25 protein-coding genes are annotated in these 24,544 nt (G+C 70.7%); 12 read left to right on the top strand and 13 right to left on the bottom strand.

Annotation, left to right across the window (positions count from 1 at the left end):
* Positions 1-11 precede the first annotated feature (11 nt).
* Positions 12-716, bottom strand: coding sequence for a GntR family transcriptional regulator (locus G4X40_RS12655; protein WP_277832888.1), 705 nt, complete (start codon positions 714-716; stop codon positions 12-14).
* Between the two features lie 116 nt (positions 717-832).
* Here G4X40_RS12655 and G4X40_RS12660 point away from each other — a divergent pair, with 116 nt between their 5' ends.
* From G4X40_RS12660 to G4X40_RS12685, 6 genes are read left to right on the top strand one after another with little or no spacing between them, the layout of a single operon-like run.
* Positions 833-2,005 (top strand): TIGR03364 family FAD-dependent oxidoreductase, encoded by a 1,173-nt coding sequence (locus G4X40_RS12660; RefSeq protein WP_277832890.1) that lies wholly within the window; start codon positions 833-835, stop codon positions 2,003-2,005.
* A 15-nt stretch (positions 2,006-2,020) separates the two neighbouring features.
* The gene (locus G4X40_RS12665) at positions 2,021-2,698 is read left to right on the top strand and encodes a phosphonatase-like hydrolase (RefSeq protein WP_277832892.1); all 678 of its coding nucleotides are present in this window, start codon (positions 2,021-2,023) and stop codon (positions 2,696-2,698) included.
* Between the two features lie 37 nt (positions 2,699-2,735).
* Positions 2,736-3,800: a 2-aminoethylphosphonate ABC transporter substrate-binding protein gene (locus G4X40_RS12670; protein WP_277832894.1), complete on the top strand. Its 1,065-nt coding sequence runs from the start codon at positions 2,736-2,738 to the stop codon at positions 3,798-3,800.
* 19 nt (positions 3,801-3,819) lie between these two features.
* The gene (locus G4X40_RS12675) at positions 3,820-4,983 is read left to right on the top strand and encodes an ABC transporter ATP-binding protein (protein WP_277833096.1); all 1,164 of its coding nucleotides are present in this window, start codon (positions 3,820-3,822) and stop codon (positions 4,981-4,983) included.
* Positions 4,980-5,903, top strand: a complete 924-nt coding sequence (locus G4X40_RS12680; protein ID WP_277832896.1) for a 2-aminoethylphosphonate ABC transporter permease subunit — start codon at positions 4,980-4,982, stop codon at positions 5,901-5,903. The genes G4X40_RS12675 and G4X40_RS12680 overlap by 4 nt, the downstream gene beginning before the upstream one ends.
* Positions 5,878-6,687, top strand: a complete 810-nt coding sequence (locus G4X40_RS12685; protein ID WP_277832897.1) for an ABC transporter permease — start codon at positions 5,878-5,880, stop codon at positions 6,685-6,687. Before G4X40_RS12680 ends, G4X40_RS12685 begins: the two co-directional genes overlap by 26 nt.
* Positions 6,688-6,694: 7 nt before the next feature.
* Here the strand turns inward: G4X40_RS12685 and G4X40_RS12690 are convergent, their stop codons facing one another.
* The 5 genes from G4X40_RS12690 to dxr form a co-directional block, all read right to left on the bottom strand.
* Positions 6,695-8,521, bottom strand: a complete 1,827-nt coding sequence (locus tag G4X40_RS12690; protein WP_277832898.1) for a penicillin-binding transpeptidase domain-containing protein — start codon at positions 8,519-8,521, stop codon at positions 6,695-6,697.
* A gap of 88 nt (positions 8,522-8,609) precedes the next feature.
* On the bottom strand, positions 8,610-9,446 hold the full coding sequence (locus G4X40_RS12695) for a GNAT family N-acetyltransferase (protein ID WP_277833097.1): 837 nt from the start codon (positions 9,444-9,446) through the stop codon (positions 8,610-8,612).
* Between the two features lie 100 nt (positions 9,447-9,546).
* On the bottom strand, positions 9,547-10,719 hold the full coding sequence (gene ispG / locus G4X40_RS12700) for a flavodoxin-dependent (E)-4-hydroxy-3-methylbut-2-enyl-diphosphate synthase (protein WP_277832900.1): 1,173 nt from the start codon (positions 10,717-10,719) through the stop codon (positions 9,547-9,549).
* Positions 10,720-10,747: 28 nt separating this feature from the next.
* Positions 10,748-11,968: a M50 family metallopeptidase gene (locus tag G4X40_RS12705; RefSeq protein WP_277832902.1), complete on the bottom strand. Its 1,221-nt coding sequence runs from the start codon at positions 11,966-11,968 to the stop codon at positions 10,748-10,750.
* 7 nt (positions 11,969-11,975) lie between these two features.
* Positions 11,976-13,139 (bottom strand): 1-deoxy-D-xylulose-5-phosphate reductoisomerase, encoded by a 1,164-nt coding sequence (dxr, locus tag G4X40_RS12710; protein WP_277832903.1) that lies wholly within the window; start codon positions 13,137-13,139, stop codon positions 11,976-11,978.
* A gap of 107 nt (positions 13,140-13,246) precedes the next feature.
* On the opposite strand from dxr, the gene G4X40_RS12715 reads away from it, so the two are divergent.
* On the top strand, positions 13,247-13,525 hold the full coding sequence (locus G4X40_RS12715) for a DUF2631 domain-containing protein (protein WP_277832904.1): 279 nt from the start codon (positions 13,247-13,249) through the stop codon (positions 13,523-13,525).
* Positions 13,526-13,603: 78 nt separating this feature from the next.
* Here G4X40_RS12715 and rlmN read toward each other — a convergent pair whose 3' ends face one another.
* Positions 13,604-14,716 carry a 23S rRNA (adenine(2503)-C(2))-methyltransferase RlmN gene (gene rlmN, locus G4X40_RS12720; protein ID WP_277832905.1) on the bottom strand — a complete coding sequence of 371 codons (1,113 nt, stop codon included), beginning with the start codon at positions 14,714-14,716 and terminating at the stop codon, positions 13,604-13,606.
* Positions 14,717-14,839: 123 nt separating this feature from the next.
* Between rlmN and G4X40_RS12725 the strand changes: the two genes are divergently transcribed.
* Positions 14,840-15,199, top strand: coding sequence for a LapA family protein (locus G4X40_RS12725; protein ID WP_277832907.1), 360 nt, complete (start codon positions 14,840-14,842; stop codon positions 15,197-15,199).
* Positions 15,200-15,218: 19 nt separating this feature from the next.
* Here the strand turns inward: G4X40_RS12725 and G4X40_RS12730 are convergent, their stop codons facing one another.
* The 5 genes from G4X40_RS12730 to rpsB all read right to left on the bottom strand — a co-directional run bounded on the left by G4X40_RS12730 (position 15,219) and on the right by rpsB (position 19,463).
* Positions 15,219-16,088, bottom strand: a complete 870-nt coding sequence (locus G4X40_RS12730; protein WP_277832909.1) for a phosphatidate cytidylyltransferase — start codon at positions 16,086-16,088, stop codon at positions 15,219-15,221.
* A 73-nt stretch (positions 16,089-16,161) separates the two neighbouring features.
* Positions 16,162-16,719 (bottom strand): ribosome recycling factor, encoded by a 558-nt coding sequence (frr, locus tag G4X40_RS12735; protein WP_277832911.1) that lies wholly within the window; start codon positions 16,717-16,719, stop codon positions 16,162-16,164.
* A gap of 101 nt (positions 16,720-16,820) precedes the next feature.
* Complete coding sequence (gene pyrH / locus G4X40_RS12740) at positions 16,821-17,549, bottom strand: UMP kinase (protein ID WP_277832913.1); 729 nt, start codon at positions 17,547-17,549, stop codon at positions 16,821-16,823.
* 149 nt (positions 17,550-17,698) lie between these two features.
* On the bottom strand, positions 17,699-18,535 hold the full coding sequence (gene tsf, locus G4X40_RS12745) for a translation elongation factor Ts (RefSeq protein ID WP_277832915.1): 837 nt from the start codon (positions 18,533-18,535) through the stop codon (positions 17,699-17,701).
* A gap of 67 nt (positions 18,536-18,602) precedes the next feature.
* A complete protein-coding gene (gene rpsB, locus G4X40_RS12750; protein ID WP_277832917.1) occupies positions 18,603-19,463 on the bottom strand; it encodes a 30S ribosomal protein S2 in 861 nt (286 codons plus the stop codon).
* A 338-nt stretch (positions 19,464-19,801) separates the two neighbouring features.
* On the opposite strand from rpsB, the gene G4X40_RS12755 reads away from it, so the two are divergent.
* The 3 genes from G4X40_RS12755 (at position 19,802) to G4X40_RS12765 (ending at position 22,243) form a co-directional block, all read left to right on the top strand.
* Positions 19,802-20,371, top strand: a complete 570-nt coding sequence (locus tag G4X40_RS12755) for a murein hydrolase activator EnvC family protein (RefSeq protein ID WP_408642191.1) — start codon at positions 19,802-19,804, stop codon at positions 20,369-20,371.
* Between the two features lie 172 nt (positions 20,372-20,543).
* A complete protein-coding gene (locus tag G4X40_RS12760; RefSeq protein ID WP_277832919.1) occupies positions 20,544-21,755 on the top strand; it encodes a diflavin oxidoreductase in 1,212 nt (403 codons plus the stop codon).
* A 35-nt stretch (positions 21,756-21,790) separates the two neighbouring features.
* Positions 21,791-22,243 (top strand): flavodoxin domain-containing protein, encoded by a 453-nt coding sequence (locus G4X40_RS12765; RefSeq protein WP_277832920.1) that lies wholly within the window; start codon positions 21,791-21,793, stop codon positions 22,241-22,243.
* A 43-nt stretch (positions 22,244-22,286) separates the two neighbouring features.
* On the opposite strand, the gene G4X40_RS12770 is transcribed toward G4X40_RS12765, so the two are convergent.
* Positions 22,287-23,219, bottom strand: coding sequence for a tyrosine recombinase XerC (locus G4X40_RS12770; RefSeq protein ID WP_277832922.1), 933 nt, complete (start codon positions 23,217-23,219; stop codon positions 22,287-22,289).
* Between the two features lie 159 nt (positions 23,220-23,378).
* On the opposite strand from G4X40_RS12770, the gene G4X40_RS12775 reads away from it, so the two are divergent.
* Entirely contained in the window at positions 23,379-24,530 is a 1,152-nt protein-coding gene (locus G4X40_RS12775; RefSeq protein ID WP_277833100.1) for a multidrug effflux MFS transporter, read from the top strand.
* The last annotated feature ends 14 nt before the right edge of the window (positions 24,531-24,544 follow it).

Genomic DNA, 24,544 nt, shown 5'->3' on the forward strand with positions numbered 1-24,544 from the left:
CATGTCGCGACTCATTCGCGCAGGGTCGTCACGAACGCGACCCGGTCGCCGCGGTAGAGCGAGCGCACCCGTTCGATCGGCACCCCGGCCGGGTCGTAGGAGGTGCGGCCCAGCAGGATCATCGGCGTCGCGGTCGTCGAGTCGAGCAGCGCAGCCTCGCGTGGCGACGCGAGCACCGTCTCGATCCGCTCGGTCGCCGCCGCGAACACCACACCGGTGGCGCGGATCGCCGCGTACAGCGAGACGGCGGGATCGAAGGTGCGCGCCAGCGCGGCGAACCGGGCCGCCGGCAGGTGGGTGCTCTCGAGGCCGATCTTCTGCCCGTCGGCCAGCAGCACCCGTTCGAGGTGGATCACCGGCGCCGCGTCGTCGATCCGAAGCGCCGCGGCGAGGTCCGGCGTCGCGGGTTTCTCCTCGAACGTGACAAGCTCACGCCCCGGCACCCGGCCCTGACTGATCGCCCCCTCGGTGTAGGAACCGAGCGAGAGTGGTTGGGTCAGTTTGGGGCTCGACACGACGGTGCCGCGACCGCGCCGCTGGATCAGCCCGGCGACCAGCAGATCGTGCACGGCCTGCCGGACCGTCTCCCGGGAGACCGCGAAGCGCGCCGCCAGCTCCCGCTCGGCCGGAATGGCCTCGCCCTCGGACCGGGCCGCGATGAGTTCCTCGAGCCCGGTACGCACCCGGTAGTACTTGGGCAGTGGCGAATTCGGCATCTGGTCACCTCCCCTCGACCAGCCCAGCCTAACCCATATTGGTCTATACCAATTGTTCATCTGGCATTCGCCTCCGCAACACCAGCTGGTCTAGACCAAACGCCAGGCTGTGTCCCATGCACAGCGCAGCACGAGCGACCGGCCCTCACCGCACCGCCCCGCTCCGGATCGCGATCATCGGCGGCGGGATCCTCGGCACCGCCCACGCCGACGAGGCGATCCGCCGCGGGCACACCGTCGTCCAGTTCGAACGCGAACCCGAGGCGCGCGGCGCCACCGTACGCAACTTCGGCCTCGTCTGGGTGTCCGGGCGCGCCGACCACGAACTCGACGCCGCGCTGCGGTCCCGGCAACTGTGGGCCGACCTGTCCCGGCGCGTGCCCGGGATCGGCTTCCGCGCGGCCGGCTCGATGACGCTGCTGCGCAGTCCCGAAGAGGTCGCGGTCGCCGAGGACATGGTCGCGCGCCCCGACGCCGACGCCCGCGGCTTCGCCCTGCTCGACCCGGACGCCGTCCGCGCCGTGAACCCCGCACTGCGCGGCAAATTCCTGGCGGGCCTGCACTGCACCCGCGACGGCGCCGTCGAATCCCGGGTCGCACTGCCCGCCATCCGCCGCCATCTCGAGGCCTCGGGCCGGTACACCTTCCACGCCTGCGCCGAGATCCGCGAGGTCGCCACCACCGGTCTCGGGGTGCGCCTGCGCGACGACCACGACCGCACGCTCGGCGCCGACCTGGTGATCGTCTGCCCCGGCGCCGCCCTGGGCGGACTGGCCCGAGACCTGGCCGGCGAGCTGCCGCTGCGCCGGGTGCGACTGCAGATGATGCAGACCGCGCCGTTGGGCGAGGTCTTGAGCACCGCGATCGCCGACGGCGACAGCCTGCGCTACTACCCCGCGTTCGCCGGCACGGCACTCGACGCGCTGCGCGCCGCCCAGCCGCAGGAGCCCACCGCGGCAGAGCACCGCATGCAGCTGCTGTGCGTGCAGCGCCTGCACGGCGGTCTGACCATCGGCGACACCCACGAGTACGACGAGCCGTTCGACTTCGACGTCGACGAGGCCCCCTACCGGCACCTGACCGAGGTTGCCCAGGGGTTCCTCGGCCGCGACCTGCCGCCGGTCGTCAAGCGCTGGGCAGGCGTCTACAGCCAGTGCCTGGACGCAGCCCTGCTGGTGCACCGCGCCCAGCCGGCGGAGGGCATCTGGGTCGTCGCCGGCCCGGGCGGTCGCGGCATGACGCTCGGCCCCGCGCTCGCCGAACAGACCGCCGACCAACTCGGCCTCTAACCACAGGAGAAATCCATGCCACCCATCACACTCGCCGTCCTCGACATGGCCGGCACCACCGTCGCCGACGACGGACTCGTGCTGCGCGCGTTCGCCGCCGCCGGCGCCGCCGCCGGCCTGCCCGAGTCGGGACCCGAGGCCGACGCGGCCCGCAAGTACGTCCTCGACACAATGGGCCAGTCCAAGATCGTCGTCTTCCGCGCACTGTTCGGCGACGAGGACCGCGCCCAGGCCGCCAACCGTGCATTCGAGGCCGAGTACGACCGGCTCGTGGACGAGGGCGGCGCGACCGCGATTCCCGGTGCGGCCGAGGCGATCACCGCACTGCGCGAGGCCGGCGTGAAGGTCGCGCTGACGACTGGCTTCAGCCGCACCACCCAGGACAAGCTGCTCTCCGCGCTGGGCTGGCACACGCTGACCGACCTGACGTTGTGCCCCGCCGACGCCGGGCGCGGCCGCCCCTACCCGGACCTGGTCCTGACCGCGCTGCTGCGCCTGGGCATCGACGACGTGTCGGACATCGCCGTCCTCGGTGACACCGCCGGCGACGTCACCAGCGGCCGCCGCGCCGGCGCGAGCATCGTCGCCGGCGCGCTCACCGGCGCCCACGACGAACGCCGGTTGCGCGCCGCCGACCCGACGCACATCGTGCCGTCGGTCGGCGAGTTCGCCGACCTGCTGCTGCACCCCTGAGACACCCGACGACCACCGAACAGAAGGAATCCGACCCATGCGTGTGCGCTCCACCGTCACCGCCCTGGCCCTCGCCGCCGCGGCCGCGATCTCCCTGACCGCGTGCGGGGGCACCGGCAGCGCGGCCGGCAACGCCGCCGGCTCCGTGACCGTCTACAGCGCCGACGGACTGTCGAGCTGGTACAAGCCGCAGTTCGCCGAGTTCACCAAGGAGACCGGCATCGCCGTGAACCTCGTCGAGGCCGGGTCCGGCGAGGTCGTGTCGCGGGTGCAGAAGGAGCAGTCCAACCCGCAGGCCGACGTCGTCGTCACGCTGCCGCCGTTCATCCAGAAGGCCGACGCCGAGGGACTTCTGCAGCCCAGCGGCGTCGACACCGCCGCGGTGCCGGCCGCGTCGAAGGACCCGGCGGGCAAGTACGTCTCGGTGGTCGACAACTACCTCTCGTTCATCGCGAACCCCGGCGCGGACCCGATGCCGAAGACATGGGACGACCTGCTCGCGCCGCGGTTCAAGGGCAAGCTGCAGTACTCCACGCCCGGTCAGGCCGGCGACGGCACCGCGGTGCTGCTGCTCGCCCAACACCTGATGGGCACCCAGGGCGGCCTCGACTACCTCGGCAGGCTGCAGGCCAACAACGTCGGGCCGTCCTCGTCGACCGGCAAGCTGCAGCCCAAGGTCAGCAACGGCGAACTGCTCGTCGCCAACGGCGACGTCCAGATGAACCTCGCGTCCATCAAGGACGACGGCTCGAAGTTCCGGATCTTCTTCCCCGCCGACGCCGCCGGCAAGCGCACCACCGTCGCGCTGCCGTACGTGATGGGCCTGGCCACCGGCGCTCCGCACGCCGACAAGGCCCGGCAGCTGATGGCCTACCTGCTCTCGAAGAAGGCGCAGGAGCAGATAACCGGCCAGGCGCTCGGCGTCACGGTGCGGCCGGACGTGCGCGAGACGGCGGACCCCACATCGGGCGCCGACCCAACCGACCCCAACAGCCCGGCCACGGTGCTCGCCGGGGTCGACGTGTGGACGCCGAACTGGAACGACGTGCTCGGCTCGCTCGACGGCGACGTCGCGGCCTACCAGCAGGCGATCGGTGGCTGACGTGTCGAGACTGTCGTCCCTGCGCACCGCCGTCCGAGGCGCGCGCGGGCAGTCGGCCACGGCGTCCGCGACCGAGCCTGCCATCGTCTTCGACAGGGTCGGCGTCACCTACGGCCGCGGTCGCGGTGCCGGTGCGGCGCTGGTCGACTTCAACCTGCGCGTCGCCCGCGGCGAGACCGTCGCACTGCTCGGCCCCAGCGGTTCCGGCAAGTCCACCGCGCTCAAGGCCCTGGCCGGGTTCGTCCGGCCGAGCGCGGGCGCGGTGCGCCTCGACGGCCGCGACGTCACCGACCTGCCCCCTGCCAAGCGGGGCATCGGTGTGGTCGTGCAGTCCTATGCGCTGTTCCCGCACATGCGGGTCGCCGAGAACGTCGCGTTCGGGCTGCGGGCGCACCGCGTGCCGCGGGCGCAGATCGCCGGCCGGGTCTCGGACGCGCTGGCGATGGTCGGCATGTCCGCCTACGGCACGCGGCTGCCGGGCGAACTGTCCGGCGGTCAGCAGCAACGGGTGGCGATCGCCCGGGCGCTGGCGATCCGGCCAAAGGTGCTGCTGCTCGACGAGCCGCTGGCAGCCCTGGACGCGCAACTGCGCCGGTCGATGATCACCGAACTGCAGCAGCTGCGGGCGGCGCTGCCGGACACCGCGATGCTGTACGTCACCCACGACCAGTCCGAGGCGCTCGCGCTCGCCGACCGGATCGCGGTGATGCGGGACGCGCGGCTGGTAGACGTCGACACGACCGAGAACCTGTGGAAGCGCCCGCCGAGCAGCTTCACCGCCGAGTTCCTGGGCGGTGCGAACCTGTTGCCGTGCACGGTGACCCGTGTGATCGGTACCTCGGCGCTGGTGACGGTCGGCGGGGTGCCGGTCACCGCGTACGCCCCGCAGCCGGTGCTCGGCCGCACGGACTGGGAGTCGCAGGCCGCCGTACTGCTGTGCCTGCGCCCGCACGCGGTCACACTCACCTCCCCCGGCGAGCGTGGCGCGCTGCCGGCGCGCATCGTCGCCAGTGTGTGGCGGGGGGCGTCGACCCGGGTGACGATCACACTGCCCGGCCTGCCGCAGACACCGGTCGACGTCGACGTCGCCGGCCACGACGAGCGGCCGGTCGGCACCGAGGTCGGGATCCGGTTCCCCGAACGCGGCGCCGTGCTGGTGCCGGGCCCGGGGGCGGTGTCGTGACCGCCGTCCTCGACTCCGCCACCCGCACCGACGCCCCTGTCTCCAGCCCTCGCGCGCACCGCCCCCGCGGGCTGTGGGTGCTGCCGCCGCTGGTGTTGGTCGCCGGGTTCGCCGTGTTTCCGCTGGTCCGGGTGCTGACCGAATCCACTGTCGCCGACGACGGCGAACGCAGCTGGGCGACGTGGTCGCGGGTGCTGGGCACGGCCGCATTCCGCACGGCCCTGTGGCGCACCGTCGAGATCGCGGTCGCGTCGACCGCCGGGGCGCTGGTGCTGGGCACGTTTCTCGCGCTCATGCTCGCCTTCGTCCCGTTCCCGGGGGCGCAGCTGATCGGCCGGCTGATCGACACGGTCCTGTCGCTGCCGTCGTTCCTGATCACGCTGGCTTTCACGTTCCTCTACGGCTCGGCGGGGGCGGTCAACGCGCTGATCACCCATCTCACCGGGGCGACGGACGGACCGCTGCGCTTCGTGAACACCCCGCTGGGGGTGATCGCGGCCGAGATCACCTTCTTCACCCCGTTCGTGGTGCGACCCGTGCTGGCCGCGTTCGGCCAGATCCCCCGCGAGCAACTCGACGTCGCCGCGAGTCTCGGCGCCTCACCGCTGCGCGTGCTGCGCGCGGTCGTGCTCCCGGAGGCGTGGCCGGCGATGGCCGCGGGCGCGTCGCTGGTGTTGTTGTTGACGCTCAACGAGTTCGGCATCGTGCTATTCACCGGCGCGAAGGACGTCGTGACCCTGCCGGTGCTCATCTACACCCACGGCATCGTCACCTTCGACCTGCCGGGCGCGGCCGTGATCGCCACCGTTCAGGTCGCGCTGTCGCTGCTGCTCTACTGCGCGAGCCGGCTCGCCTCCACCCGGCTCGCCGCCACCCGAACGAGAGGAGACCGCCGTGCTGCTGTGGACCCGGCGCTCTAGATCCGCACTGCTGACCGTCTTCCTCCTGGTCGTTTCAGTGGTGTTCGTCGCACCCATCGCCGCTGTCGTCGCCGCCGCGCTCGCCGGTTCCTGGACCGGCCCGCTGCCCTCGGACCTGGGCACCCGGAACCTGTCGGCGGCGCTGTCGGACGACAACCTCGCGAGCCTGACCGTGAGCCTGCAGACGGCGGTGCTCGCCGGCGCGATCGCGCTGGTGGTCGGGACCTGGGCGGCGCTCGCCGCGCGCCGGTCACCTCGGTGGTTGCGTTCACTCACCGGCGCGGTGTTCCACCTGCCCGTCGCGGTCCCCTCGGTGGCGATCGGCCTGGGACTGCTGATCGCGTTCAACGAGCGCCCGCTGCTCCTGGGCGGAACCAAGTGGATCGTGATCCTGGCCCACACGGTGCTGGTGCTGGCCTTCTCGTTCAGCGCCGTCTCGGCCGCCCTGGACCGCCTCGACCCGGCCTACCGGCAAGCGGCCGAGTCGCTCGGCGCCGGACCGGTGCGGGTGCTGCTGCGGATCACCCTGCCGATGTTGACCCCGACCCTCGGCGCCGCCGCCGGCCTGGCGATCGCTCTGTCGATGGGCGAGCTGGGCGCGACGATCATGGTCTATCCGGCCACCTGGAAGACGTTGCCGGTGAGCATCTTCGGGCTCACCGACCGGGGACAGGTCTTGCTGGCCGCCGCCGACACCACGCTGCTGCTGACGGCCACGCTGCTGGTGCTGTTCGCGGTCGGGCGCCTGACCCGCCGCGCCCGCGGCGCGGCCGCGCCGCACTGAGTGCCGGTCAGCCCAGGTAGCCGTCGGGCAGCGCGTCGAACATGGCCTTGGTGACCCCGACCGCGTTGTCGGAACTGCCGCCCGCGACGATCAGCGTCGCGAATGCGAGGTCGCCGCGGTAGCCGGCGAACCAGGCGTGCGAACCGCCGTCGATCTCGGCCTCACCGGTCTTGCCGTACACCTCGCCCTCCCCGGCGATCGCCGCGCCGGTGCCACTGGTGACCACCTCGCGCATCATCGGGCGCAGACCGTCGACCATGGCCGGGCTGATCGGCGCGCCGGGGCCGCCGGTGACGGTCGTCGGAACGCCGTTGATCAGCTGCGGCACCGGGGTGGAACCGTGCGCGACGGTGGCCGCGGCGAGCGCCATCCCGAACGGGCTGACCAGATCCTTGCCCTGACCGAAGCCGTCCTCGGTGCGCTGCACCAGATCCGCTGCGGGCGGGATCTTCCCGGTGTCGGTGGTGATGCCGTGCACGGTGTAGTTCACGCCGATGCCGTACCGCGCGGCCGCCCGGGTCAGCGCGTCCGGCTTCATCTGACTGGCCAGCTTCGCGAAGGTCGTGTTACACGAGCGCGCGAACGCGGTGCTCATCGGCACGGTGCCGAGCGAGAACTCGTCGTAGTTCGGGATCGTGCGGGTGCCGATCGTGACGGTCCCCGGACAGCCGAGCGCGGTGTTCGGGCCCGCGAGACCCGCGTCGATCGCCGCCCCGGCGGTGATGATCTTGAAGGTCGACCCGGGCGGGAACAACCCCTGCAGCGCGATCGGCCCCTGCTTGTCGGCCAACCCGTTCTGGGCCACCGCGAGGATCTGTCCGGTGGACGGCTGGATCGCCACCAGCACCGCCTCATGCCCGCCGACCGCGTCGACGGCCTGTTGCGCCGCCTCCTGGACCTGACCGTCGAGGCTCACCGAGATGGCCGGCGCCGGCTGGGCGGCGGTGTCGGTGAGCACGTCCACGTCGACGCCGTTGGGGTTGACCGTGACGACCCGCCAGCCGGCCTTGCCGTCGACATCGTCGACCACGACCTTCTCGATCTCCTCGACCGTGTCGTTCGCGAACGCCGGCGACGCGGGGACCATGGTGGCCTGTTCCGAGAACCGCACGCCCGGAAGGTCGTAGATGATCGGCTTGACCTGCTGGTAGTCGTCCGGGGTCAGGGTGATCACCGCATACGCGCCCTGGTGCGCGGAGGCGGACTCGGCGAGCGCCTGCGGCGTCAGCGTCGGGTCGAAGCGCGAGAGCGCCCCGGCCAGTGTCGTCGCCGTCGACGGCAGGTTGCCCGCGTTGCGCGCGTCGAGCAGCACCTGCACGGCCGTACCGGGCACCAGCACCGGCACCCCGTCGCGGCCCAGCACGGGGGCGCGCGGCGGATCGGAGACACGCAGCGCCATCGTCTGTGTCGCACCGAGATTCGGGTGCAGGTCCGTGGACGTCCACCGCAGGCCCCATCGGCCGCCCTTGCGGCCCATCTGCAGATCGCCGCTGTAGGTCCAGATGCGGTCCTTCGGCAGGTGCCACTCGTAGGTGTAGCCGACGGTCGCGGTGTCGCCGTTCGCGCGGACCGCCCCGACCGTCGCCTTGAGCGACTGCGCCTGCAGGCCCGACCAGGCCGCGTCCAGTGCGGTCTTCGCCGTGTCCGGCTGGTCGGTCAGCTCGGCGGCCGCGTCGGTGTCCCGCGCCTCGAAACGGTCCAGAAACCGCTGCGCCGCAGAGCCTGCGGTGTCGGGGGCGGCGGAACAGCCGGCGAGCCCGCAGGCGGCGGCGAACATCGTCAGCACGGCGAGCAGCGCCGGCAGCGAACGGGGGGTGGGGACACGCGATCTCATCGCGGTCATCATAGGGCGGCGCACCAATCGGATCCGCGCGTGCGGCGGGCGATCCCAGCGCACCCTGGGTCAGCGCACCGGGGCGCCGTCAGTCCACCAGCACGGTGGCGAATCTCGCCACCTGCGTGAAACCGATCTTCTCGTAGGCACGGCGTGCGGCGCGGTTGAAACTGTTGACGTACAGGCTCGCGGTGCGCCCGGAGTCCTGGATCGCCTGTGCCACAGTCGCGGTGCCCCGTGACCCGAAGCCGCCGTCACGCAGTTCCGGACGCACCCACACGCCCTGGATCTGCCCGACCTGATCGGACAGCGACCCGACCTCGGCCTTGAACACCACCTGCCCGTCCTCGAACCGCGCCCAGGCACGGCCCTCGGCGATGAGGTCGACGACCCGGCTGCGGTATCCGCGGCCACCGTCGTGCGCCCGCGGGTCGACCCCGACCTCCTCGATGAACATCGCGATCGCGGCCTCGAGATACGGTTCGACCTGGTCGAGCTGAACGCGCCGCACCAGCGGATCCGGCGGCACCAACGAGTTGCCGAACAGCGCCAGCAGCGGTTGCTCTGCGCGGACCTCCCGTGCCGGGCCCCACTCCGCCTCGAGCAGGTCCCACAGCGGCAGCACCAGATCGGACCGCCCGACGAGCGACGAACACAGCCGCGGGCCCCGGCAGGCGCGGTCGGCGAACGCGCGCAGGTCCTCGTGGTCGCCGAGCAGCGGCACCAGATTCGCACCGGAATAGCACAGCGACTGTGCGGGACGGCCGCGGCTCCACAGTTCCCCACGCAGCGCGGCCCGGTTGACCCCGCGGCGCTGCACGCGGGCCGCGACCATGCACGAGCCGATCGGGTCCTCGTCGAGGGCGCGCAGCACCGCCGCCGTATCCCGAAAGCCGAGGGGCCTGGCCCCCAGAAGCTTGAGCACTGTCATCCTGCCGCGCTAGATCGAGTCGAACCACCGGCTTCCAGATTGCCACGATCGGGTCGATCGTGCCCGGCTTCCGCCCGGCCTGCGGACGCCCGGCTCAGCCGACGGTGATCACCGGTGCGCCACCGGTCGCATCGCCGCCCTCGGCGTCGGCGCCCATCTCCTCTGCGATGCGCATGGCCTCCTCGATGAGGGTCTCCACGATCTGCGCCTCGGGAACCGTCTTGATGACCTTGCCCTTGACGAAGATCTGGCCCTTGCCGTTGCCGGAGGCGACGCCGAGGTCGGCCTCGCGCGCCTCGCCCGGACCGTTGACGACGCACCCCATCACCGCGACCCGCAACGGGACCTCGAGGCCCTCGAGCCCGGCGGTGACCTCGTTCGCGAGCGTGTAGACGTCGACCTGCGCGCGCCCGCACGATGGGCAGGAGACGATCTCGAGCTTGCGCGGGCGCAGGTTCAGCGACTGCAGGATCTGGGCGCCGACCTTGACCTCCTCGGCCGGTGGCGCCGAGAGCGAGACGCGGATGGTGTCGCCGATGCCCTGCGAGAGCAGCGCGCCGAACGCGACCGCCGACTTGATGGTGCCCTGGAACGCGGGACCGGCCTCGGTCACCCCGAGGTGCAGCGGGTAGTCGCACTGCGCCGCCAGCTGACGGTAGGCCTCCACCATGATCACCGGGTCGTTGTGCTTGACCGAAATCTTGATGTCGCCGAAGCCGTGCTCCTCGAACAGGCCCGCCTCCCACAGCGCGGACTCGACCAATGCCTCCGGGGTCGCCTTGCCGTACTTCTCGAGCAGACGCGGGTCGAGCGAGCCCGCGTTGACGCCGATCCGGATCGGGATGCCTGCGGCCCCGGCGGCCTGCGCGACCTCCTTGACCCGGCCGTCGAACTCCTTGATGTTGCCGGGGTTGACCCGCACCGCCGCGCAGCCCGCATCGATCGCGGCGAAGATGTAGCGAGGCTGGAAGTGGATGTCGGCGATGACCGGGATCTGGCTCTTCTTGGCGATGGTGGCCAGCGCGTCGGCGTCCTCCTGACGCGGGCACGCCACCCGGACCATGTCGCAGCCCGACGCGGTCAGTTCCGCGATCTGCTGCAGCGTCGCGTTCACATCGTGGGTCTTCGTCGTGCACATGGACTGGACCGACACCGGGAAGTCGCTGCCGACACCCACCGATCCCACGTGCAACTGCCGGGTCTGACGCCGCGGCGCGAGGACGGGTACCGGTCCGGCGGGCATGCCCAATCCGACTGGAGTCGTCACTGCCATCCTTCTTTCTGTCGATCTCGAATCAGTTGAGCCGAATCGGGTTCACGATGTCCGCGGTCACCGTCAACAGCATAATTCCGCCGAGCAGGACCACGACCGTCAACGTGACCGGCATCAGTTTCGTGTAGTCGACCGGTGCGCCGATCGACAGCCCGCGCGAGCGCCGGATGGCGTTACGGGCCTTCTCGTAGACGGTGACCGCGATGTGGCCGCCGTCGAACGGGAGCAGCGGCAGCAGGTTCACCAGCGCCAGGAAGAAGTTCAGCTGGGCCAGCAGCAGCACGAACCCGGACCAGGCGTCCTGCTCGGCGAACTCGCCGCCGATCCGACTGGCCCCGACCACGCTGATCGGGGTGTCGTCGCTACGCTGACCGCCGGTGATCGAGTCGAACAGCGGCGGGATCTTCTGCGGGAAGCTCATCAGGCCGTCCCAGCTCTTGACCGCCAGGTCGCCGGTGAACCCGAACGCCGCCGGCACGGCGCTGAGCGCGTTGTACTGCCCCCACGCCGGCATCACCGTTGACATCGAGATGCCGATCATGCCGACGTTCACCGGCTCGGCCGGCTTGCCGTTCTGGGGGGCGGTGTAGCGCTGGACCTGCTCGATCGGCACCGTGACGGTCAGGTGCTCACCCGAGCGGTCGATGCCGAGCGTCACGCTGTCGTGCGCCTGCTTGACCTGCTTGGCCAGCGCACTGCCGTCGCTGACGGCGGTGCCGTCGACGGAGGTGATCACGTCGCCGTGCCGCACGCCGGCGACCCCGGCCGGGCCCGTCCCCGTGCACGGTGCCAGCTTGCCGTCGGCGGTCTGGGTGGCCGGGATGCAGGTGGTCTGGTCGACGGTGACCTTGGGGGTCGCGTTCAGGTCGGGCAGGCCCCAGACCATCGCCATCGTGTAGATCAGCGCGATGCCGAGCACGATGTTCATGCCGACACCGGCCAGCATGACCATGATCCGTTTCCACGCGGCCTGCTTGTACATCGCCCGGCTGATCTCGTCGGGCTCGATCTCGTCGAGCGCGGTCATGCCGGCGATGTCGCAGAACCCGCCCGCGGGGATCGCCTTGAGTCCGTACTCGGTCTCACCGCGACGGAATGAGAAGATCTTCGGACCAAAGCCGATGTAGTAGCGGCGGACCTTCATGCCGAAGGCCTTCGCCATCCACATGTGCCCACATTCGTGCAGTGCGACCGAGATGCCGATGGCGAGCGCGAAGAGCACGACGCCGAAGACGAAGACCATGCGGAGTTCAGACCTCTCGATCGACCAGCTCGCGGGAGCGCGAACGCGCCCAGCCCTCGGCGGCGAGCACGTCGTCCACGGTACCGGGCGCCGCCGACCACTGACCGCCGTCGGAGAGCACCCGCTCGACCGTGCGCACGATCGACGGGAAGGCGATCCGGCCGTCGAGGAATGCCTTCGCCGCCTCCTCGTTCGCCGCGTTGTAGACGGCCGTCATCGTGCCGCCGGTGGTGCCGGCGTGCCGGGCCAGGTCGACTGCCGGGAACACCGACGCGTCGAGCGGCTCGAACTGCCAGGTCGACGCCGCGGAGAAGTCGCACGCCGTGGCCGCACCGGCGATGCGGTCGGGCCAGCCCAGCGCCAGCGCGATGGGCAGCTTCATGTCGGGCGGGCTGGCCTGGGCCAGCGTCGAGCCGTCGGTGAAGGTGACCATCGAGTGCACGATCGACTGCGGGTGCACGGTGACCTCGATGCGGTCGTACGGCACCCCGAACAGCAGGTGCGTCTCGATCAGTTCGAGTCCCTTGTTGACCATGGTCGCGGAGTTGAGCGTGTTCATCGGCCCCATCGACCAGGTCGGGTGTGCCCCGGCCTGCTCCGGGGTCACCGACTCGAGGTCCTCGGCACGCCAGCCACGGAAAGGCCCGCCCGAGGCGGTGAGCACCAGCTTCGCGACCTCGCCCGCGGTGCCACCGCGCAGGCACTGCGCGAGCGCGGAGTGCTCGGAGTCGACCGGCACGATCTGGCCCGGCGCGGCGGCGGCGGTCACCAGCGGGCCACCGGCGACCAGCGACTCCTTGTTGGCCAGCGCCAGCCGGGCGCCGGACGCCAGCGCCGCGAGCGTGGGCCGCAGTCCCAGCGAACCGACCAGTGCGTTGAGCACGACGTCCGCGTCGACCGTCTCGACCAGTTCGGTCGCCGCGTCGGGACCGGTGAGCACCGTCGCGGGCGCGTCGAGCACGGCGGCGGGGTCGGCGACGGCCACGTGCTTCGCGCCGGTCGCGCGCACCTGCCGCTCCAGCAAGGCCGGATCGGCGCCGCCGGCCGCCAGACCCACCACCTCGAAACGGTCGGGATTGGCGGCGATGACCTCGAGGGCCTGGGTGCCGATCGAGCCGGTGCTGCCGAGCAGCAGGACGCGTGTAGGACTCACGCCACCATTGTTGCCCATCGCCCGGGCCCTGCTCGATCACCACACCGTGTACGACCCGTTGTCGTATTGAGGGCCGGAGTGTGCCAACATATGTGCAACACTTCGCACCATCAGGAGGATCGACCGTGGCCAGCAAGCAACTGGAGCACCCCACCCTCGAGGATGCCGTCAAGGCCTCCAAGGTCGACCCCGTCGACGAGCCCTCGGTCGGCTGGGGCTGGCACGGACACGCCACCAAGACGTTCAAATTCTTCGGCTGGTTCTTCGCAGCGTTCCTGCTGCTCATGATCATCGGCAACCAGCACGGCCACGTCGAGGACCTGTACCTGATCGGTTTCGCGATCCTGCTCGTCGTGATCCTCGTGTGGGACTCGGTCCGCAAGCGCAGCAAGTGGAATCGCTGACCGCACACTGACGCAGCGCAGCGGCGCCGGACCTCGTGGTCCGGCGCCGCTGCGCTGTCTGGATGAGTGGTGCGACCCTCACGCCTCCTCGGCGGCGAGCTGGCCGCACGCCGCGGCGATCTCCCGGCCACGGGTGTCACGCACGGTGCAGGCCACGCCGGCGGCCTCGACGCGGCGGACGAATTCGCGCTCGACCGGCTTGGGTGCCGCGTCCCATTCGCTGCCCGGGGTCGGGTTGAGCGGGATCACGTTGACGTGCACCAGCGGGCCTAGTGCCTTGTGCAGCTTCTTCCCGAGCATGTCCGCACGCCACGGCTGGTCGTTGACGTCGCGGATCAGCGCGTACTCGATCGACACCCGCCGGCCCGACCTGTCGGCGTAGTACCGCGCGGCGTCGAGCACCTCGGAGACCGGCCACCGGTTGTTCACCGGCACCAGCGTGTCGCGCAGCTCGTCGTCCGGGGTGTGCAGCGAGACGGCGAGGGTGACGCCGAGATCCTCGTCGGCGAGCCGCCTGATCGCGGGCGCGAGCCCGACCGTGGACACCGTCACCGAGCGGCGCGACAGTCCCAGCCCGTTCGGTGCCGGATCGGTGATCCGCCGCACCGCCGCGACCACCCGCTTGTAGTTGGCCAACGGCTCGCCCATGCCCATGAACACCACGTTCGAGAGCCGCCCCGGACCGCCGGGCAGTTCGCCGTCCCGCATGGCCGCGGCCGCGGCCCGCACCTGGTCGACGATCTCCCCGGTCGAGAGGTTGCGCTGCAGTCCGCCCTGGCCGGTCGCGCAGAACGGGCACGCCATGCCGCACCCTGCCTGGCTGGAGATGCACAGCGTCGCCCGGTCCGTGTAGCGCATCAGCACCGACTCGAGCAGGGTGCCGTCACCGGCCCGCCACAGCGTCTTGCGGGTGGTGCCGTCGTCGCAGGCGATGTCCCGGACCGGGGTCAGCAGCGGCGGGAACAGCGCCTGCCCGACCTGCTCGCGCAGCGCGGCCGGCAGGTCGGTCATCTGCTGCGGGTCGGCGACCAGCCGGCCGTAGTACTGCCGGGCCAGCTGGTCCGCCCGGAAGGCGGGCAGTCCCAGTTCCTGCACGGCCTCCTTGCGGCCGGCGGCGTCCAGGTCGGCGAGGTGACGCGGCGGCATGCCGCGGCGCGGGGCATCGAACACGAGCGGGAGGGAGGTAGACATGATTACTCGATTGTTCCAGATCGCATCGGATGACGGATTCTGCCCGAGACCCCGTCTGCACCGACCGGGCCGAAACGGCTCTTTCGGCCCCCGCACCGAGCTGCGGTGCGTCAAGATCGGAACATGCCCGTCGACGAACCGGACCCCCAGTCAGCCGGAACCGCTCAGCCGGCCCCGGACACCACGCCGGCACCCGAACCGGGGCCCCGCCCGCGCGGGCTCGAACGCGTCCGCGACACCCGCACCGCCCGCGCCTGGTCGGGGCTGATCCTCGGCGCCGTCATCCTGATCGTGCTGCTCGTGTTCATCCTGCAGAACCTCACCGATGTGACGCTGCAGATCTTCGCGTGGCATTTCCAGCTGCCGCTGGGTGTGGCGCTGCTGTTCGCCGCGATCTTCGGGGCGCTGCTGACCGCATTGATCGGCGGCGCACGGATCCTGCAGATCCGGCGGGCCGTGAAGAAGGGCGACCACGCCGTATGACGGCCTCGGCAGCCGGCCGTCAGAGCAGGGCGCCGAGCACCAGCCAGGTCGCGACCGCCGAGGGCAGCGCCGAGTCGAGCCGGTCCATGATGCCGCCGTGGCCGGGCAGCAGCGTGCCCATGTCCTTGATCCCGAGGTCCCGCTTGATCTGCGACTCGACCAGGTCACCGAGGGTCGACGAGAGCACCAGCACGATGCCGAGCACGGCGCCGATCCACGGGGCCGCGTCGAGGATGAACGTGACCGTGAGGATGCCGCCGATCGTGCCGACCACCAGCGACCCGACGAAGCCCTCCCAGGACTTCTTCGGGCTGATCGCAGGCACCATCGGGTGCTTGCCGAACAGCACGCCCGCCGCGTACCCCCCGACGTCCGAACAGACCACGCCGATCATCAGGCACAGCACCCGGCCACCACCGTGTTCGGCGAACACCAGCAGCGTGCCGAACGACGCGAACAACGGTAGCCAGGCGGCGACGAGTACGGTGATGGCGATGTCGCGGGTGTAGTTCTCCGGCCTGCGGTCCAGCCCCTGCGAAAGCAGCCGCCAGATCATGCAGACCACCACGGTCACGCCGAACGCGGTGAACGCGCCGCGCACGCCGTAGGGCCAGGTCAGCCAGACGATCGCCTGGCCGCCGATCAGCAGAGGCACGAACGGGACACTGATCCCGCCCTGACGAAGCCGCTTGGTGACCTCCCAGGTGGCCACCGCGATGGCGACCGCGACGACGGCGACCCAGGCGGTCGGTGCGAACAACAGCACGCAGATGACGAGCGCACCGAGTCCCACACCGACGCCGATGGCGGCCGGCAGGTTACGCCCGGCTTTGGAACTGGATGCCGGCGCCCCTGCCCCCTTCTGTGTCGCTCCGTCGCCTGACGACACAGCGCCTCCTGACACTTCGACCTGATTGATTTCGGTTACCTCGATCGCGACCGGACAGCCCGGCACCGCCGGCTCAGACCTCGAGCAGTTCGCCCTCTTTGTGCTTGACCAGTTCCTCGATGTGGGCCACGTACTTGGCCGTGGTCTTGTCGAGGTCCTTCTCGGCGCGGACCACCTCGTCCTCGCCCGCCTCGCCGTCCTTCTGGATGCGGTTGAGCTCTTCCATGGCCTTGCGGCGCACGTTACGGATCGCGACCTTCGCGTCCTCGCCCTTGCCCTTGGCCTGCTTGACCAGTTCGCGGCGACGCTCCTCGGTCAGCTGCGGCACCGAGATCCGGATGAGCGTGCCGTCGTCGGTCGGGTTCACGCCGAGGTCCGAGTTGCGGATCGCGGTCAGGATCGCGTTCAGCTGCGCGGTCTCATAAGGCTTGATGACGACCAGGCGCGCCTCGGGCACGTTGATGCTGGCCAGCTGCGTGATCGGCGTCATGGCGCCGTAGTACTCGACGGCGATCCGATTGAACATGCCGGGGTTGGCACGGCCCGTGCGGATTCCCCCGAGGTCATCCTTGGCCGACGCGACGGTCTTCTCCATTTTCTCTTCGGCGTCGAAGAGAGCTTCGTCGATCACGACATTCCTCCGATGGTTGTCAATCGCCTGGTCGGGTGCCGACGTGGTCGACTGCCGACGTGGTCTGTTGCCGGCCAGGACGGCCGCGGGTCACGCACCGGTCAGGAACGCACCAGTGTTCCGATCTTCTCACCTGAGACGGCCCGTGCGATGTTGCCCTCCACCAGAAGGTTGAACACCAGCATCGGCATGTCGTTGTCCATGCAGAGGCTGAAGGCGGTGGCGTCGGCCACCTTGAGCCCCTTTTCGATCACCTCTCGGTGGGTGATCTGGGTGAACCGGGTCGCATCCGGGTTGGTCCGCGGGTCCGCGTCGTACACGCCGTCGACGGCCTTGGCCATGAGCACCACCTCGGCGCCGATCTCCAGCGCCCGCTGGGCGGCGGTGGTGTCGGTGGAGAAGTAGGGCATGCCCATGCCTGCGCCGAAGATCACCACGCGCCCCTTCTCCAGGTGCCGCACGGCGCGGCGCGGGATGTACGGCTCGGCGACCTGCCCCATCGTGATACCGGTCTGCACGCGGGTGTCGATCCCGAGCTTCTCCAAGAAGTCTTGCAGCGCAAGGGAATTCATGACGGTGCCGAGCATGCCCATGTAGTCGGACCGGGCCCGGTCGAGTCCGCGCTGCTGAAGTTCGGCGCCGCGGAAGAAGTTGCCGCCGCCGATGACGACCGCCACCTGAACGCCGCCGCGCACGACCTCGGCGATCTGCGCGGCCACCGTGTGCACCACGTCCGGGTCCAGGCCCACCTGACCGCCACCGAACATCTCGCCGCCCAGCTTGAGCAGGACACGGTTGAAGCCGCCTCGGGTGTCGGTCTGATCGGTCATCTCTCTCCTTGCACGAGAACGGTTGTCGGCCGCATGATGCGACTGCGGGGCCATCCTCGGACCGAGAGTCCTCAGATGGCCCCGCATATCTTGCCTCAATCAGGCGCGGTTGCCGCGCAGGTTCGCCCCGCGACGCCACGCCCGGGACGCTAGTGCTGGCCCACCTCGAAGCGAGCGAAGCGGGTGACCGTGGCGCCGGCCTCGTCCAGGATGGCCTTGACGGTCTTCTTGGAGTCGGTCACCGAGGACTGCTCGGTCAGCACGACATCCTTGAAGAAGCCGTTGACGCGGCCCTCGACGATCTTCGGGAGCGCAGCCTCCGGCTTACCCTCTTCCTTCGCGGTCTGCTCGGCGATGCGTCGCTCGTTCTCGACGACGTCGGCGGGGACCTCGTCGCGGGTGACGTACTTCGCCTTCATCGCGGCGATCTGCATGGCGGCGCCGCGCGCGGCCTCGGCCGCGGCCGCGTCGTCGCCGCCCTCAGCCGTCTGGTACTCGACCAGCACGCCGACGGCCGGCGGCAGGTCCGAGGCACGCTTGTGCAGGTAGGTCGCGACGGAGCCCTCGTAGGAGACAACCCGGCGCAGCTCGAGCTTCTCGCCGATCTTGGCGGAGAGCGCCTGCACGGCCGCGTCGACGGTGGCACCGTCGAGCGCGAGCGCCTTGAGCGCATCCAGGTCGGCCGGCTTGGCCGCGGCCGCCACTGTGATGATCGCGTCGGCCAGGCCCTGGAACTCGGCATTCTTAGCCACGAAGTCGGTCTCGGAGTTGAGCTCGATCATGACGCCGTCCTTGGCGACGACCAGGCCCTCGGCGGTGGCGCGCTCGGCGCGCTTGCCCACATCCTTGGCACCCTTGATGCGCAGCACCTCGACGGCCTTGTCGAAGTCGCCGGCGGTCTCCTCGAGCGCCTTCTTGCAGTCCATCATCCCGGAGCCGGTGAGCTCACGGAGCCGCTTGACGTCGGCGGCGGTGTAGTTCGCCATGCTGGCGATCCTCCTTGTCGAAAGTCGAATGGTCGTGAACCGGCGGGCGCGGTGCGCCCGCGGCGGATCACTCCTGCGTGGCGTCCTTCGGAGCCTCGGCCTCGGCCTCGGCGGCAGCGGCCTCAGGGGCAGCGGCCTCGTCGGTCGCGGGCGCGGCCTGCGCGAGCAACTCCTGCTCCCACTCGGCGAGCGGCTCGCCGGCGCCGGCCTCGGGCTTGGCGTCCTTGTCGGCGCTCTGGCCGGCGCGGGCCTGCACGCCCTCGGCGACCGCGGAGGCGACGACCTTGGTCAGCAGCGCGGCCGAGCGGATCGCGTCGTCGTTGCCCGGGATCGGGTAGTCGACGAGGTCGGGGTCGCAGTTGGTGTCGAGGATCGCGATGACCGGGATGTTCAGCTTCCGGGCCTCGGAGACCGCCAGGTGCTCCTTGTTGGTGTCGACGACCCAGATGGCCGACGGCACCTTGGCCATGTCACGGATGCCGCCGAGGGTGCGGTCCAGCTTGGTCATCTCACGCGTGAGCATGAGGATTTCCTTCTTGGTGCGGCCCTCGAAGCCACCGGTCTGCTCCATCGACTCGAGCTCCTTGAGGCGCAGCAGGCGCTTGTGGACGGTCGAGAAGTTGGTGAGCATGCCGCCGAGCCAGCGCTGGTTCACGAAGGGCATGCCGACGCGGGTGGCCTCGTCCGCAATGGACTCCTGGGCCTGCTTCTTGGTGCCGACGAACAGGATGGTGCCGCCGTGCGCGACGGTCTCCTTGACGAACTCGTACGCCTTGTCGATGTACGTGAGGGTCTGCTGGAGGTCGATGATGTAGATGCCGTTGCGGTCGGTGAGGATGAACCGCTTCATCTTCGGGTTCCAGCGGCGGGTCTGGTGCCCGAAGTGGGTACCGCTGTCGAGCATCTGCTTCATGGTCACAACAGCCATGGCTGTGTACCTCTTACTTTCGTTGCCGGTTGACGCGCGCGATCGGGTGATCGCCGCCCTGGCGTCCGCAGACCCTCGGACCCGCGGGATGCGGGACCAGCCGGGGGCCGGTGATACTGCGCGGACGCGCGAAGTCGGTCCGCGCACGCTCCAAGAGCGGGCAAGCACAGACCGCGGGGTAAGTGTACGTCCTGCGACCGCACGCTCCCAATCGCCAGGCAGCGACCGGACGCCTGCCGCCGTCAAGGCCCTCCGCCGGCCTGTGGAGAGCGGTCGCGGCTGTCCACAACCCGGTCCGACGGCCCGTTCGGGCAGGCCGCAACCGGCAGGGTGGGCGCATGGCGGTGGCGGAGGCGATCATGGCGTCCGCGCTGGTCGCCGCGTGGGCGCTGATGCCGCCGGCCGCGGCACCGACGGCGCTCCCGGCACCGGCGGCACCGGCGGCCACCGCAACCTCGACGAACGCGAAGGTCTCGGTGGACTCGACGCGGGCCGGCGCCTACGTCTGGCCGCTGACGCCGCGACCGGAGATCACCCGCCGATTCGACCGGCCGATGTTCCGCTACGGCCGGGGCCACCGCGGCGTGGACCTGGCGGCGCCGCCCGGCGGCATCGTCCGTGCAGCGGGGACCGGCACCGTGACGTTCGCCGGGTCGGTGGCCGGCCGCGGTGTCGTGTCGATCGACCACCCCGGCGGGCTGCGCACCACCTACGAGCCGGTCGAGCCGAGCGTGCACGCCGGCGACACGGTCCGGCGGGCAAGCCCCATCGGAACCCTCGCCACCGGGCATCCCGGCTGCCCGCGCCCCGCGTGCCTGCACTGGGGACTGCGGCGCGGCGGCGACTACCTCGACCCGCTGTCGCTGCTGGGCGCGGTCCACGTGCGCCTCAAGCCTTTGACCGGATGAGCGCGGTCGCGCGCCCAGTGCTGCGGCGCGACGAGAATGAACCATGACGACGGTCACGTACCCGCCGCCGTCACCGCCAGTTCCACCCCGTCAATTTAGATGATATTTTTTCTTTAATTAGCTCTACCCAGCAGTCGTTGGTCGAGTTGCCCGGAGCCGAGAGGGGCCCGTGATGACACACCGATCCGCCCTCACCGCAATTGCCGAGCCCGCCGGGCGCCCGCCCCGACGCACTCCCCCGGCCTGGAACCGCAAGCGTCCCTTCGCCGCCGCGTTGCTCGGCGGACGCCGGTTGACGGGTCCGGCGTCGACCAAGGACGTCCGGCACTACACGCTGGATCTGGCCGGCAGCGGCCTGACGTTCGAGGTGGGCGACTCCGTGGCCGTCGTGCCGGTCAACGACCCGGCACTGGTCGCGTCGCTGCTCACGCGTCTCGGACTGGACGGCGAGGAGATGTTGCAACCGGGCGGCCGCGGGCCGCGTTCGGCAGATCCCGTCGACCGCACGCTGGCCGACGTGCTCACCCACGACCTAGAGCTCGCCCTGCCGTCGCTGCACCTGCTCCGGGAGGCCGCGACCCATCCGGGCGGCGAGCAGATCGAGGCACTGCTGGCCGCGGGTGATCGCCAGGCACTGGACCGCTGGCTGTGGGGTCGTGACGTCCTGGACGTGTTCGATCTGGTCCCCGGGCTGCGCCCCGATGCCGAGCGGTTGATCACGCTGCTGCACCCGCTGGTGCACCGGGCCTACTCGATCGCCTCCAGCCCGCTGGCCGCGGCCGAGACCCTGGACCTGACAGTGGCCGGCGTCGCCTATCGCACCGGAGACCGCGACCACCGCGGGGTGTGCTCGTCGTATCTGTCCGATCGGATCGGCCCGGACAGACGGTGCGGCGCGTTCATGTTGCCCAACAAGCGCTTCCGTCTGCCCGCGGACGACCTTCCGGTGATCATGATCGGACCGGGCACCGGCGTCGCCCCGTTCCGCGCGTTCCTCCAGGAGCGCCGGTTGCGCGGCGCGTCGGGACCGAACTGGTTGTTCTTCGGCGATCGGAATCGGGCCGCCGATTTCCTCTATGAGGACGAGTTCACCGAGGCGGCCGCATCCGGGCTGCTCACCAGGATGGACCTCGCCTTCTCCCGAGATCAGGCCGGCAAGGTCTACGTCCAGCACCGTATGCGCGACCACGGCCGAGACCTCCTCGCGTGGCTGGATGCGGGTGCACACCTGTATGTCTGCGGCGATGCCCAGCGCATGGCCGGCGACGTCGACGCGACACTGGTCGACATCGTCGCCGAGCACGCGGTCAGCGACCGGGAGCGGGCCGTCGAGTACGTGGCCGCACTGCGCCGTGAAGGGCGCTACCACCGGGACGTCTACTGATCGTCCTGGCACACCATCGCGAAGGGAGTACCACCATGCGCGTCGTCATCCTGTACGGCACCGAGTCCGGTACCAGCGAGGCCGTGGCCTACGACCTGGCCGACGCCCTCGGCGGACACTGCCAGCCCAGCGTCTTCGACATGGGTGACTACGACGTGACCGACCTCGACCGGTCGACCTTCCACGTGTTGGTCTGCTCCACATACGGCGACGGCGAGCTGCCCGCGAGCGCGGAGCCGTTCTTCGACGCGCTCGGTGAGCAGCGCCCCGATCTGTCCGGGCTGCGGTTCACCGTTCTCGGGCTGGGCGATTCGATCTACGACACCACGTTCAACCAGGCCGCCGAACTCGTCGCGGGCCGCTTCGTCGAGCTCGGTGCCGAGCGGGTCGGATCGTTCGGCCCGCACGACGCGAACAGCACCGTCGCCCCGGGGGACAAGGTCACCGAGTGGGCCGACGCACTCCTGTCGGGCGGTCTGGTCGCCTGAACGGCGGCCGCTCCCGCGCTCGTGCCGCCGAGATTCCGGCCGGTCAGGCGCGCGGATGGGCCTGGTCGTGCACGGAACGCAGGCGGGCCACACTGACGTGCGTGTAGAGCTGGGTGGTCGCCAGGCTCGCGTGGCCGAGCAGTTCCTGGACCACCCGCAGGTCCGCACCGCCCTCGAGCAGGTGAGTGGCCGCCGAATGCCGCAGGCCGTGCGGTCCGATGTCCGGCGCGTCCGGGACCGCCGACATCACCTCGTGCACGACCTTGCGGGCGATGCGCTGGTCCAGCCTCCCGCCACGGCTGCCCAGCAACAGGGCGCGGCCGGAGCGCGGCGCGGCGAGCGCAGGCCGACCGATCCTCAGCCACAGGTCGAGCGCCTCTTCGGCAGGTCGGCCGAACGGGACGGAACGTTCCTTGTCGCCCTTGCCGATCACCCGGAGCAGGCGCCGGTCGAGGTCCAGGTCGTCGATGTCGAGCCCGCACAGCTCACCGACACGGATGCCCGCCGAGTACAAGAGCTCGACCACCAGACGGTCCCGCATCGCGACCGGATCCTGTTCGCGTGCACCGGATTCCGCGGCATCCATCGCCTGGACCGCATGGTCCTGACGGAGCACGGCCGGCAGGGTGCGGCGCGCCGGCGGCGCGCTGAGCCGGATGGCAGGGTCCACCTCGAGCCGCCCGGTGCGCACGGCCCAGGCGGTGAAGGTCCGCACCGACGAGGCCCGGCGCGACAGGCTGGTGCGGGCGGCACCGGCTGCCGACTGCTCGGACAGCCACGACCGCAGCACCCCCAGGTCGAGATCGACGAGTTCGGCATCCGGGTCGGACGCGACCAGGTGGTTCAGCAGCGTCGCGACATCGCCCCGGTAGGCGCGCACGGTATGGGCCGCGCGGCCGCGCTCGAGCACCAGGTGTTCCGTGAACTCGTCGAGATGGTGCTGCAGCCGCCCGGGCAGCGGCTCGACTCCGGTCATGGTCTTCAGCATGCCCCGCGCCCCGGCACGGAGAGTACCCGCGCGCCCCGGCGCGCCGTCGCCGATTATCGTTGAACGGTCAACCACCCCTGTCCGTCTTCCACGCGAGGTCGCCCTGTGATCGATCAAGCCCGCCGCCAGCGGGCGATCCCGCCGCTCATGCTGTGCACGCTGGCCCTGCTCTCGGCCATCGCACCGCTCGCGACCGACATGTACCTTCCCGGACTGCCGCAGGTGTCGGCCGACCTGTCCGCCGACGCGAGCAGCGTCCAGTTGACCCTGACCACGTTCATGGCCGGGCTGGCCGTCGGGCAGTTGCTGATCGGTCCGCTCTCGGACGGCATCGGGCGCCGACGTCCACTGATCGTGGGAACGGCGCTGTGCGCGGCGTCCGGTGCGCTGTGCGCCACCGCCGGATCGGTCGAGGTGCTCATCGCCACCCGCTTTCTGCAGGGCGTGTGCGGGGCCGCCGGCATCGTCCTCGCGCGGGCGGTGATCGCGGACCGGACCAGCGGCGACACCGCCGCGCGCCTGTTCTCGATCATGATGATCATCGGTGGTATCGCGCCGGTGGTCGCGCCCTTGGCCGGCGGCGCGATGGTCGACCCGATCGGCTGGCGCGGGGTTTTCTGGGTATTGACCGCGCTGGCGGTGATCATGCTGGTCGGGGTGATCCTCCTGGTGCCCGAGACCCTGCCCGCCGAGCGACGGCACGGCTCCGGATTCGGCGCGCTCGCCCGTAACGCGCGCTACGTGCTGCGCAACCGCCGCTTCCTCGGCTACACCTTCGCCTTCGCCTGCGGATTCGGCGCGCTGTTCGGCTACATCGCGCAGTCCTCCTTCGTCTTCCAGGACATGCTGGGCTTCTCCCCCGCGATGTTCTCCGTGGTGTTCGCGACCAACGCCGTCGGCCTGGTCGGCGGCAACATCGTCAACGCCCGGCTGATCGGCCGGTGGACACCGCGGCAGTTGCTCGGCGGTGGTGTCACCGCGCTGCTCGTCGCCTCGGTAGCACTGACCCTCGTGGTCGCGTTGGGCGACGACCTGCGCTGGGCGATGCTGGTGAGCCTGTTCTCGATCGTGACCAGCATCGGATTCGTCTTCGGCAACGCGACTGCGCTCGCGCAGGGCGAGGTGCCCGACGCCGCCGGCACCGGATCCGCGGTGCTCGGCGCGCTCCAGTTCACTGTCGGTGCGGTCGTCTCGCCGATCGTGGGGCTCGCGGGCCCGACCAGCGCCGTGCCGATGGCGGTGACCATTCTCACGATGGCGGTGCTGTCGGCGCTGTCGCTTCGCCTGCTCGCCCGCTGACCCGCCGGGCCCCG

The organism is Speluncibacter jeojiensis (genome assembly GCF_029589495.1).
GTDB lineage: Bacteria > Actinomycetota > Actinomycetes > Mycobacteriales > Mycobacteriaceae > Speluncibacter > Speluncibacter jeojiensis.

What these genes read in the sequence shown, in the direction of transcription:
- G4X40_RS12655 (WP_277832888.1), bottom strand. Translation starts at nt 716, where the DNA reads ATGCCGAATTCGCCACTGCCCAAGTACTACCGGGTGCGTACCGGGCTC.
- G4X40_RS12660 (WP_277832890.1), top strand. Translation starts at nt 833, where the DNA reads ATGCACAGCGCAGCACGAGCGACCGGCCCTCACCGCACCGCCCCGCTC.
- G4X40_RS12665 (WP_277832892.1), top strand. Translation starts at nt 2,021, where the DNA reads ATGCCACCCATCACACTCGCCGTCCTCGACATGGCCGGCACCACCGTC.
- G4X40_RS12670 (WP_277832894.1), top strand. Translation starts at nt 2,736, where the DNA reads ATGCGTGTGCGCTCCACCGTCACCGCCCTGGCCCTCGCCGCCGCGGCC.
- G4X40_RS12690 (WP_277832898.1), bottom strand. Translation starts at nt 8,521, where the DNA reads ATGAGATCGCGTGTCCCCACCCCCCGTTCGCTGCCGGCGCTGCTCGCC.
- G4X40_RS12705 (WP_277832902.1), bottom strand. Translation starts at nt 11,968, where the DNA reads ATGGTCTTCGTCTTCGGCGTCGTGCTCTTCGCGCTCGCCATCGGCATC.
- dxr (WP_277832903.1), bottom strand. Translation starts at nt 13,139, where the DNA reads ATGGGCAACAATGGTGGCGTGAGTCCTACACGCGTCCTGCTGCTCGGC.
- rlmN (WP_277832905.1), bottom strand. Translation starts at nt 14,716, where the DNA reads ATGTCTACCTCCCTCCCGCTCGTGTTCGATGCCCCGCGCCGCGGCATG.
- G4X40_RS12725 (WP_277832907.1), top strand. Translation starts at nt 14,840, where the DNA reads ATGCCCGTCGACGAACCGGACCCCCAGTCAGCCGGAACCGCTCAGCCG.
- pyrH (WP_277832913.1), bottom strand. Translation starts at nt 17,549, where the DNA reads ATGACCGATCAGACCGACACCCGAGGCGGCTTCAACCGTGTCCTGCTC.
- tsf (WP_277832915.1), bottom strand. Translation starts at nt 18,535, where the DNA reads ATGGCGAACTACACCGCCGCCGACGTCAAGCGGCTCCGTGAGCTCACC.
- rpsB (WP_277832917.1), bottom strand. Translation starts at nt 19,463, where the DNA reads ATGGCTGTTGTGACCATGAAGCAGATGCTCGACAGCGGTACCCACTTC.
- G4X40_RS12755 (WP_408642191.1), top strand. Translation starts at nt 19,802, where the DNA reads ATGGCGGTGGCGGAGGCGATCATGGCGTCCGCGCTGGTCGCCGCGTGG.
- G4X40_RS12760 (WP_277832919.1), top strand. Translation starts at nt 20,544, where the DNA reads ATGACACACCGATCCGCCCTCACCGCAATTGCCGAGCCCGCCGGGCGC.
- G4X40_RS12765 (WP_277832920.1), top strand. Translation starts at nt 21,791, where the DNA reads ATGCGCGTCGTCATCCTGTACGGCACCGAGTCCGGTACCAGCGAGGCC.
- G4X40_RS12770 (WP_277832922.1), bottom strand. Translation starts at nt 23,219, where the DNA reads ATGACCGGAGTCGAGCCGCTGCCCGGGCGGCTGCAGCACCATCTCGAC.
- G4X40_RS12775 (WP_277833100.1), top strand. Translation starts at nt 23,379, where the DNA reads ATGCTGTGCACGCTGGCCCTGCTCTCGGCCATCGCACCGCTCGCGACC.